The sequence below is a fragment of the Janibacter sp. CFPM2_SD2 genome (genome assembly GCF_057364645.1).
Map to the genome: position 1 here is coordinate 1 of NZ_JBNFOF010000104.1, position 10,646 is coordinate 10,646.

Annotated in this window: 7 protein-coding genes and 3 pseudogenes; 6 read left to right on the top strand and 4 right to left on the bottom strand. The window is 70.0% G+C overall.

Annotated features, from left to right (window positions below):
• From AC2W7J_RS10775 to AC2W7J_RS10800, 6 genes and pseudogenes are all read left to right on the top strand, one after another.
• Window positions 1–561: pseudogene (locus AC2W7J_RS10775) on the top strand (ABC transporter ATP-binding protein); the annotation flags it as partial.
• A 59-nt stretch (window positions 562–620) separates the two neighbouring features.
• A pseudogene (locus tag AC2W7J_RS10780) lies at window positions 621–908 on the top strand (ABC transporter permease); the annotation flags it as partial.
• A gap of 161 nt (window positions 909–1,069) precedes the next feature.
• Window positions 1,070–1,366 carry a hypothetical protein gene (locus AC2W7J_RS10785; protein ID WP_485982367.1) on the top strand — a complete coding sequence of 99 codons (297 nt, stop codon included), beginning with the start codon at window positions 1,070–1,072 and terminating at the stop codon, window positions 1,364–1,366.
• 206 nt (window positions 1,367–1,572) lie between these two features.
• A pseudogene (locus tag AC2W7J_RS10790) lies at window positions 1,573–5,371 on the top strand (multifunctional oxoglutarate decarboxylase/oxoglutarate dehydrogenase thiamine pyrophosphate-binding subunit/dihydrolipoyllysine-residue succinyltransferase subunit).
• Entirely contained in the window at window positions 5,371–5,556 is a 186-nt protein-coding gene (locus AC2W7J_RS10795) for a DUF6104 family protein (protein ID WP_485982356.1), read from the top strand. The pseudogene AC2W7J_RS10790 and the gene AC2W7J_RS10795 overlap by 1 nt, the downstream one beginning before the upstream one ends.
• A 45-nt stretch (window positions 5,557–5,601) precedes the next feature.
• Window positions 5,602–6,261: a DUF459 domain-containing protein gene (locus tag AC2W7J_RS10800; RefSeq protein ID WP_255185588.1), complete on the top strand. Its 660-nt coding sequence runs from the start codon at window positions 5,602–5,604 to the stop codon at window positions 6,259–6,261.
• Window positions 6,262–6,440: 179 nt separating this feature from the next.
• On the opposite strand, the gene AC2W7J_RS10805 is transcribed toward AC2W7J_RS10800, so the two are convergent.
• From AC2W7J_RS10805 to AC2W7J_RS10820, 4 genes are all read right to left on the bottom strand, one after another.
• On the bottom strand, window positions 6,441–7,064 hold the full coding sequence (locus tag AC2W7J_RS10805) for a hypothetical protein (RefSeq protein ID WP_485982359.1): 624 nt from the start codon (window positions 7,062–7,064) through the stop codon (window positions 6,441–6,443).
• A 724-nt stretch (window positions 7,065–7,788) separates the two neighbouring features.
• Window positions 7,789–8,766 carry an acyltransferase family protein gene (locus AC2W7J_RS10810; protein WP_485982361.1) on the bottom strand — a complete coding sequence of 326 codons (978 nt, stop codon included), beginning with the start codon at window positions 8,764–8,766 and terminating at the stop codon, window positions 7,789–7,791.
• A gap of 35 nt (window positions 8,767–8,801) precedes the next feature.
• Window positions 8,802–9,803: a dTDP-glucose 4,6-dehydratase gene (gene rfbB / locus AC2W7J_RS10815; protein ID WP_485982363.1), complete on the bottom strand. Its 1,002-nt coding sequence runs from the start codon at window positions 9,801–9,803 to the stop codon at window positions 8,802–8,804.
• A gap of 1 nt (window position 9,804) precedes the next feature.
• The coding region (locus tag AC2W7J_RS10820) for an SDR family oxidoreductase (RefSeq protein ID WP_485982365.1) at window positions 9,805–10,646 on the bottom strand (842 nt) is incomplete at its 5' end.

The following is a 10,646-nucleotide window of genomic DNA, read 5'->3' on the forward strand; positions in this document are numbered from 1 at the left end:
TGCGCCAGCGCCTCGGGCCTGGCCGCGGGGCCCCTGCTCGGCGACCCGCGCCTGCTCGTCCTCGACGAGCCGGCCAACGGCCTCGACCCCGAGGGCATCCGCTGGCTGCGCGGCTTCCTGCGCCACCTCGCCGCCGAGGGCAAGACCGTGCTCGTGTCGAGCCACCTGCTGCAGGAGATCGAGCAGACCGTCGACGACGTCGTCATCATCGCCAACGGCAAGCTCGTCAAGGAGGGCACCGTCGGCGAGCTGCGCGGCACCGCCACGTCGCTCGTGCGCACGACGGACTCCGACGCGCTCGTCGGCGCGCTGCGCATCGCCGACGTGCCGGCCGCGGTCCAGGCAGACGGCGGCATCGTCGCCGAGACCGACGACCTGCGGCTGGTGGGCGACGTCGCCCTTCGCGCCGGTGTGCCGGTCCACGAGCTGCGGCCGCTCTCCGCGGACCTCGAGCAGCTCTTCTTCTCCCTCACCGAGGGGACCAACCGCAACCTCGGCGACGACCCGATGGCCGGCATCTCCCCGGTCTCGGCCCCGGGCCAGGAAGGAGGGACGCACTGATGCTGGGTGCGATCCGATCCGAGTTCCTCAAGTACTTCTCCACGCGCATGTGGTGGGGCATGGCCATCGCCGTGCTCCTCGTGAGCGCCGCCTTCGCGGCCCTCTTCGGCATCGTCTACACCCTCGACCAGAGCGGGGTGCCGCCGGAGTCGCAGATGCAGGCCGACCCGACGCAGATCGCCAACTCCGTCTACACGGGCGGTCTCGGCATCGCCTACCTGATCACGCTGGCCATCGGCGTCATGCAGATCGGCAGCGAGTACCGCCACAAGACGATCACGAGCACCTTCCTCTCGACGCCCAAGCGCACCACCGTCATGGGCGCCAAGGTCATCTCCCTGCTCGTCATCGGCGCCTTCTACGGCGTCATCTCGCTCATCGGTTCGGTGGGCGCCGGCGGCATCGTCCTCGCCGCGCGCGGGCCGAGGTCTTCCCGAGCGCCGAGGTCGGGCGCACGCTGCTGCTCAGCCTGCTCGTCCTCGGGCTGTGGGCGCTCATCGGCCTCGGCGTGGGCATCCTCATCCCCAACCAGGTGGCCGCGCTGCTCATCGCCATCGGCGTCGCGTGGATCGTCGAGCCGATCGCCGGCGTCATCCTCAGCTTCTGGGACTGGGGCGCCGACATCGCGAAGTTCCTACCGTCGAGTGCGACCAATGCGATCGTCAGCGGGGTCGACGCGAGCGCCATGGGCGGCCCGGGCGGCGACCAGCTGCAGTGGTGGGCAGGGGCGCTCGTGCTCATCGCCTACGCCGCGGTCCTCGCCGGCATCGGCACCCTCCTCACCGTCCGCAAGGACATCGCCTGAGGAGCGAGGCACCAGCAGGACGAAGGGGGGAGCGAGCGCTCCCCCCTTCGTCACGTTCTGGGGTGCGGGGGCGGCGGCTCGTGCCTCGCGTCAGCGGGCGGACCGGGGGCTCGCGCATGGGCTGCGTCACGTTAGGCTGGTCGGAGTGGGGTCCGCGCTGACTTCGGGCCCTGATTCGCGACTGTGACGAAAGAGGCGTATGCGCCGTGCCTGACCCCCAGGATGGCTCCGTGTCCCTGAACGACTTCGGCCCCAACGAGTGGCTCGTCGACGAGCTGTACGAGCAGTTCAAGAACGACCGCAACAGCGTCGACAAGGCCTGGTGGGAGTTCTTCGAGAACTACACGCCGGGCCAGTCCGGCGGGGACAACGGCACCAGCCCGAAGGGGGCTGCCGCGCAGGCCCCCGCCCCGGCGAAGGCGGAGCCGAAGAAGGCAGAGCCCAAGAAGGCGGAGGCCGCCCCGGCCAAGGCCGAGCCGAAGCAGGCGGAGGCCAAGGCGCGCCCGCGAAGACCGAGGCCGCCAAGAAGGCCGCGCCCACCCCGCGCGACGAGCAGCCGGCCAAGGCTCCCGAGCCGGCCGACGAGGACGTGCACTCCCCCCTTCGCGGTGCTGCCGCCCGGGTCGTGACCAACATGGAGGCCTCGCTCGAGGTGCCCACCGCGACGAGCGTGCGCGCCGTCCCGGCGAAGCTGCTCATCGACAACCGCATCGTCATCAACAACCACCTCGGCCGCAGCCGCGGTGGCAAGGTCTCCTTCACCCACCTCATCGGCTACGCGCTCATCAAGGCACTGCGCGCCATGCCGGAGATGAACGTCGGCTACACGACGAACGAGAAGGGCAAGCCGGTCGTCATCCAGCCGGCCCACGTCGGTCTCGGCATCGCCATCGACCTGCAGAAGGACGACGGCAGCCGCCAGCTCCTCGTGCCCGCGATCAAGCCGGCCGAGCAGATGGACTTCACGACCTTCTGGCGCGCCTACGAGGAGGTCGTCAAGAAGGCCCGCGGCAACAAGCTGACCGTCGAGGACTTCCAGGGCACGACGATGTCCCTGACCAACCCCGGCGGCATCGGCACCGTGCACTCGATGCCCCGCCTGATGAAGGGCCAGGGCGCGATCATCGGCGTCGGCGCCCTCGACTACCCGGCCGAGTGGCAGGGCGCGAGCACCGAGACGCTCAACCGCAACGCGGTCTCCAAGATCCTCACGCTGACCTCGACCTACGACCACCGCATCATCCAGGGTGCGCAGTCGGGCGAGTTCCTGCGGATCGTCCACGAGCTGCTGCTCGGCAAGGACAACTTCTACGACGAGATCTTCGAGAGCCTGCGCATCCCCTACGAGCCGGTGCGCTGGGTCCAGGACATCTCCACCACGCACGACGACGACATCAACAAGGTCGCGCGCGTGCAGGAGCTCATCCACTCCTACCGGGTCCGCGGTCACCTCATGGCCGACATCGACCCGCTGGAGTACAAGCAGCGTCGCCACGAGGACCTCGACATCACGAGCCACGGCCTGACGCTGTGGGACCTCGAGCGCCACTTCGCCACCGGCGGCTTCGGCGGCGAGCCCTTCCTCAAGCTGCGCAAGATCCTCGGCATCCTGCGTGACTCCTACTGCCGCACCACCGGCATCGAGTACATGCACATCCAGGACCCCGAGCAGCGCCGCTGGATGCAGGAGCGGGTCGAGGTCGGCTACGCGAAGACCACGAGCGACGAGCAGCTGCGGATCCTGCGCCGCCTCAACGCCGCCGAGGCCTTCGAGACCTTCCTGCAGACGAAGTTCGTCGGGCAGAAGCGATTTTCCCTCGAGGGTGGCGAGTCCGTCATCGCCGTGCTCGACCGCATCCTCACCCGCGCTGCCAGCGAGGGCATGGACGAGGTCTGCATCGGCATGCCGCACCGTGGCCGGCTCAACGTGCTGGCCAACATCGCGGGCAAGTCCTACGGGCAGATCTTCCGCGAGTTCGAGGGCCAGCTCGACCCGAAGTCCGTCCAGGGCTCCGGCGACGTGAAGTACCACCTCGGCACCGAGGGCGTCTTCACCGGCGAGGACGGCGAGACGACGAAGGTCTACCTCGCGGCCAACCCGAGCCACCTCGAGGCGGTCAACCCGGTGCTCGAGGGCATCGTGCGCGCCAAGCAGGACCGACTCAACCACGGTGGCGAGGACTTCCCCGTCCTGCCGATCCTCATGCACGGCGACGCGGCCTTCGCCGGCCAGGGCGTCGTCGCGGAGACCCTGCAGCAGAGCCAGCTGCGCGGCTACCGCACCGGCGGCACGATCCACGTCATCGTCAACAACCAGGTCGGCTTCACCACCTCGCCGTCCGCGAGCCGCTCGTCGGTCTACAGCACCGACGTCGCGCGGATGATCCAGGCGCCGATCTTCCACGTCAACGGCGACGACCCGGAGGCCTGCGTGCGGGTCGCCGAGCTCGCCTTCGAGTTCCGGCAGAAGTTCCACAAGGACGTCGTCATCGACGTCGTGTGCTACCGCCGCCGCGGGCACAACGAGGGCGACGACCCGTCGATGACCCAGCCGCTGATGTACAAGCTCATCGAGTCCAAGCGCTCGGTGCGCAAGCTCTACACGGAGAGCCTCATCGGCCGCAACGACATCACGCCCGAGGAGGCCGACGCCGCGCTGCGCGACTACCAGGCCCAGCTCGAGCGCGTCTTCGTCGAGACGAAGGAGGCCCTCAAGGCCCCCTCGTCGCCGGCCGACGCGTCGAGCGACTCCGGTGACACCGGCTCCGACGCCCCCGACAACGCCGGTCTGGAGCGCCCGTCCTCGCAGACGAGCGACTCGACGACCCGCTCGGCCGACGAGACCGCGATCTCCGAGACGGACCTCAAGCACATCGGTGACGTCTTCGACTCCCCGCCGGCGGACTTCACGATCCACCCGAAGCTGCAGCAGGCCATGCAGAAGCGTGCCGCCTCCGTCAGCGAGGGCGGCATCGACTGGGGCACCGGCGAGATGATCGCCGTCGGCTCCCTGCTCATGGACGGCACCCCGGTGCGTCTGGCGGGTCAGGACTCGCGTCGCGGCACCTTCGTGCAGCGGCACGCGGTCCTCATCGACAAGAACGACGGCGAGGAGTGGACGCCGCTCAACTACCTCGGTGGCGGCCAGGCCCGCTTCTGGGTCTACGACTCGCTGCTGTCGGAGTTCGCTGCCCTCGGCTTCGAGTACGGCTACTCCGTCGAGCGCCCCGACGCGCTCGTCATGTGGGAGGCCCAGTTCGGTGACTTCGTCAACGGCGCGGCCACGATCATCGACGAGTTCATCTCCTCCTCCGAGCAGAAGTGGGGCCAGAACTCCTCGGTCGTCCTCCTCCTGCCGCACGGCTACGAGGGCCAGGGGCCGGACCACTCCTCCGCCCGCATCGAGCGCTTCCTCGCGCTGTGCGCGCAGAACAACATGACGGTCGCCTTCCCGTCGACGCCGGCGAGCTACTTCCACCTGCTGCGTCGTCAGGCCTACCACCGTCCGCGCCGCCCGCTCGTCGTCTTCACCCCGAAGTCGATGCTGCGCCTGAAGGCCGCGAGCAGCCAGCCGGAGGACTTCACGACCGGCACCTTCCGCGCGTCCTGCCGGACATGGCCCAGCCGAAGGGGGACCAGGTCACCCGGGTGCTCATCGCCGCCGGCAAGGTCACGTGGGACCTCGAGGCCGAGCGCAAGAAGCGCGGCGACGAGCAGACCGCGATCCTGCACCTCGAGCGCTTCTACCCGCTGCCGGGCGAGGAGCTCGCGGCCGAGCTGGCGAAGTACCCGAACGCCGAGCTCGTGCTCGTGCAGGAGGAGCCGGAGAACCAGGGTGCGTGGCCCTTCCTGGCCATGAACCTGCCGGCCGACCTGGCCAAGCACGGCGAGACCCGCGGTCTGACCGCGGTGACCCGCCCGCCGAGCGCCTCCCCCGCTGCCGGTACCGCGAAGAAGCACGCGCAGGAGCAGGCGGACCTCATCGCCCGCGCCTTCGACCGCTGATGTACTTCACGGACCGCGGCATCGAGGAGCTCGCGGACCGACGTGGTGAGGAGCTGGTCACTCTCGAGTGGGTGAGTGACCAGCTCCGCACCTTCGTCGACCTCAACCCCGAGTTCGAGACGCCGATCGAGCGACTCGCGTCGTGGCTGGCACGCCTCGACGACGAGGAGCTCGACGACGAGTAACGTCGGCCGGGACCCACAGACCGACCCACCCCAGGAGTACCCCACGTGAGCGGCCACCCGATGACGGACGCAGCCGGCAACGAGTTCACCCCCAGCGCGACCTTCGGCCAGGAGGACGGGCGCCGGGAGATCTCGCTGGTCTTCATCGGCGACTCCTTCGTCGCCGGCGAGGGTGACGACAAGGCTCTTGGGTGGGTCGGTCGGGTCATGGCCCGCACCCAGGTCAAGGACGCGGTCGTCGCGCACTACAACCTCGGGGTGCGCGGCGAGACCGCCGGCGGGGTCGCCGAGCGCTGGCTGCGCGAGTCCCCCGCCCGCTTCGAGGGGGTCTTCGAGCGGCGGCTGGTCGTCCAGATCGGCCATGCCGACGTCGCCCAGGCCACCTCGATCGCCCGCCTGCGGCTCAACCTCGCCAACATCCTCGACGAGGCCTCGAGCCAGGGTGTCGCGACCTTCGTCGTCGGCCCCCCGCCCTCCGCCGACCCGGAGGTCAACAACCAGCTGCGCCACGTCGTCGAGGCCCAGCGCGACGTCTGCGACCGCCGGGGCGTCACCTTCGTCGACACCTTCACCCCGCTGGCCGGCCACGACCAGTGGGAGTCCGACATCGCCGCCTCCGCTGATGGCGTGCACCCCGGCCAGGCGGGCTACGGCCTAATCGCCTGGCTCGTGCTGCACCACGGCTGGGGCGAGTGGATCGGCTGACCCCGGTCCCCCTCCCCTTCCTCGCCTCCTCCGAGCCCTCCTGCAGGGCCCCCGGCCCGCTCGGTTGAGGTATCCCTGACCGACTATCCGGTCGCCGCCACCTCAACCCAGCAGGCAACCTCCGACCCCCGCTCCCCCAACGCGCGGGTTGAGGTATCTCTGACCGACTATCCGGTCGCTCACACCTCGTCCGGTGGCACCTCGAGCGTGTCTGCGTTGTGTCTGGCGAGGTTTTCCCGTGCCCACCCGGAGCGAAGGGCGGCAGTCACCTGATCCATGAAGGCGTCGGCATCGAGCCGCCAGCCCAGGACGTTGATGCGCAGCACGCGGTCTCCGTCGATGACGACTTGATTGGCTCGGAGGGCGTCGGCGATACCGTTGAGTCCCCAGAGGTGGCCGGCACCATCGATCTCGACGACCAGCCCGTGCTTTTCGAAGAGCACGTCGAGGTACACCCTCCCTTTGGACCCCGTGCGCACCGCCTGACGAGTCGGCTCCGGAAGCCCCCGCGCCCGGCACGACGCCGCGAAGTCGAGCTCGTTGAGCGAGTGGGCGCCGGTGGCGATGTCGGCGACGACCTGTGCGATGAAGGCTCTGCGCGTCCGCCCCTTGACGATCTGCCCTGCCGTGACGAGTTGATCGGGGGTGACAAGGCGCTGTTGCACGGCCATCGCGAGCAGAGTCGCTGCCGCGCGGTCGCTCGCCGCCCAGTGCGCGGCCCGGATCGCTGCCACTGCGGGGCGCGTGCGCGGTACCCCCGAGGAGATGACCTCGTCGGGGACGCGGCGAGCGAGCTTGCGCACCTGTACTCCCTCACGGTGGGTCCGGTCGTGCCGGTGGACGACGGACACGAAGACGACGTCGCCTTCGTCCCACCCCTTGAGCCCGGCGAGCTGGAGCGAGCTCACCCCGTCGATGACGGCGATCCTCTCCCCCGTCTCCCACACGCCTCGCCAGCACCGGGCGTGAAACCCCAACGGCCCGGTGCGCACAGCGAAGGTCCGGCTGCCGCACTTCGTCCAACGACCGGCCGAGACCTGACGCGCTGCCTGCTGCCGGCTCACTCCGATGGCGCGCAGCATCTGGTGGCTAACGACGAAGTCGGTGTCCTCCGCGACGGCGAGCACCCGCTGATGGCGGTCCAGCGGTCCTTCGCGCGTGACGTGCGGTCGACCCCCTTCGTCGTCGTGGCTGTGGGCATCCTCTGGCTGCTCGGGCGTGGTGTCGGTCATCTCCGAACAGTGGAGGAGAGTGCTCCCCTCGCGGCCCCCCTCGCGAGATCGGTGGACAACTGGACCCGCCCAGACAAACTTGGGGACAACCGTGTCGACGCGTCGAGGTATCAGCGGACGAGGTACCTCCGACCGATTAGTCGGTCACGGTTACCTCGACCCAGGGCTATGAGCGCGAGCACGCCCCGCTGACCCCGCCAGTAGAGGTACCTCCGACCGAATAGACGGTCGCGATTACCTCAACCGAGCTGCTGGGGGTGGGGCAACCGACCTCCCGACCTCCCGACGCAGAGGCTCACGCAGCCGGCACCAGCGGCTTGGGCCGAGAGCAGCCGAAGACCCACCCCCACCGCGTGCGCGCGAGCAGCAGCCCGAGGGTCCACGGCACGACCACCGCCACGACGGCGACGGCCCAGGGGTGGTAGTCCTTGCCCAGCCACACGAAGAGCGCGTGCAGCAGGATCACCGCCATGCCCGACTGGGCGAGCGTGCTGATCCGGTGCGACCACACCCCGCCGATGTAGATCGGGGCCATGATCATCCCGGCGCTGATGAGGATCCCCGCGAGGACGGCCCACACCGGCTCGTTGAACTGCGCGAACTTCAGGTTGAGGTTGCCCACCCCCGGCCACGTCGTGATCCACACCCCGGCCGCAAAGGTCGCGATCGCCATCACCCACAGCGTCCGGCGACTCCACCGCGAGCGCTGCCCCGAGCGCCCGGTGAGCAGCCGCGCCAGGTAGCCCGCCTGCACGAAGATGACGCACCCGAGCCCCTGCGCGATCGCGAAGGGCGAGTTCACCGAGATGTCCTGGTGGGTCTGCACGAGCGCACACAGCCCGACGCCGACGGCCAGCTGCAGCCACAGCGGCAGTCGCAGCGCCTCCAGCCCGCGGATGGTGACGACGGCGACGAAGAGCGCGGTGATGAACCAGAAGGCGGAGTACGGCTCGATCGCATAGGCCCCGCCCGGCAGCTGCTCCTCGACCTTGCCGGTGCTGTCGCGCCCCCTTCGCCACAGCTCGAGCCCGTAGACGAGGGAGACGATCGCAAACCACGGGACGTACGGCAGCAGCAGGGTCTTGGCGCGCACCTTGACCTCGCTGCCGAAGTCACGCGACCCCGGCCGCCACAGCCACCCCGACAGCATGAAGTACAGCGGCACGTGCCAGGGGTAGACGTAGTCCGGCAGCGGCTTGAGACCCTCGATGTGCCCGAGGACGATCGCGACCGTGCCGACGACCCGCAGCAGGTCGAGATAGCCGTTGCGCATCCCGGCATGGTCCCAAAACCGAGGGCGAAGGGGAATCACAGCACCTTTTCGCTCCGGGCGTAGCGGGCCTCGGTGGCCGACTTCTGCGGCCGCCACCACTCCTCGTGGGTCCGGTACCAGTCGATCGTCGCGGCCAGCCCGGACCGGAAGTCGCGGTAGCGCGGCTGCCACCCGAGCTCCTCGCGCAGCCGGCTCCAGTCGATGGCGTAGCGCCGGTCGTGCCCCGGCCGATCGGTGACGTGGTCGTAGTCGCCGGCCTCGCGGCCCATGAGCTCGAGCACCGACTCGACGACGGTCGTGTTGTCGACCTCGCCGTCGGCGCCGATGAGATAGGTCTCGCCGAGCTGCCCGCGGTCGATGATCGCCCAGACGGCGCTGTTGTGGTCGTCGACGTGGATCCAGTCGCGCACGTTGAGCCCGTCGCCGTAGAGCCGGGGCCGGCGCCCGTCGATGAGCTCGGTGATCTGGCGCGGGATGAACTTCTCGACGTGCTGGCGGGGGCCGTAGTTGTTGGAGCAGTTGGAGATCGTCGCCTCGACGCCGAAGGACCTCACCCACGCGCGCACGAGGAGGTCACTCGCCCCCTTCGTCGACGAATAGGGGCTCGACGGGTTGTAGGGCGTGGCCTCGCTGAAGCGCTCCGGCGAGTCGAGCTCGAGGTCGCCGTAGACCTCGTCGGTGGAGATGTGGTGGTAGCGCACGCCGTGGCGTCGGACGGCCTCGAGCAGCTCGTAGGTGCCGACGACATTGGTCTGGACGAAGGGCCCCGGCGACGCCAGCGAGTTGTCGTTGTGCGACTCGGCGGCGAAGTGCACGACGACGTCGGCCTCCCCGACGAGCCGGTCGACGAGCGCTCCGTCCTCGACCCGGCCCTCGACGAAGCGCACGTCGTCGAGCACCCCGTCGAGCGAGCGCAGCGACCCCGCATACGTGAGCGCGTCGAGCACGGTCACCTCCGCGTCCGGCCGCGTCGCCAGCGTCTGGTGGACGAAGTTGCTCCCGATGAACCCGGCTCCCCCGGTCACGAGCACCCGCATGTCAACTCCCCTCCACGAAGCGCCGCAGCGCCTCCACCTGGTCCGCCGGCTCGTACCCCGCGGCCACCAGCTTGTCGAGCGCGAGCGTCGAGTGCCGCGGGCGCGGCGCGCTCACCCTGTCGCCGAGCCCGGCGTCGTAGTCGGCGGTCGTCACCGCGATCACGTCGTCGGGCGAGCGCCCGCGCAGCGCGAAGACCTCCCGGGCGATCGCGGCCCACGTCATCGGCTCCCCCGCCTGCGTGAGGTTGTACGTGCCGAAGGGAGCCCCGCTCGCCACGAGGTGGAGCGTCGCCGCCGCGATCTCGTCGGCGAGGCTCAGGCGGCCCCACTGGTCGTCGACGACGCGAGGGGACCTCCCTTCGTCCGCCAGACGGGCCATCGTCGCGACGAAGTTGCCCCCGTCCCCCACCACCCAGGACGTGCGCAGCACGTAGTGGCGCGGGGCGACGCCGACGGCGAGGTCACCGGCGGCCTTGGTGCGGCCGTACTCGCTCACCGGGGTGAGGGCCTCCCCTTCGTCATGGACCTCGCGCTGCCCGTCGAAGACGTAGTCCGTGGAGTAGTGCACGAGCGTGCAGCCTTGTGCCGCAGCCTTGCTCGCGAGCTGGGCGGGCAGCTCGGCGTTGAGCCGCCAGGCGAGCCGGCTGCCGTCGGGGGTCTCGGCGGCGTCGACGGCGGTCATCGCGGCGGCATTGATGATGAGGTCGTGGCCGCTGAGGTCGAGGGCTTCGACGGCGGCGGGGTCGGTGAGGTCGAGCTCGTCGCGGCCCGGCGCGACGGCATCGGGCAGGAGTCGGGCGCAGGGCCGAGCCGATCTGCCCGCTGCCGCCGAGGAGGAGCGCC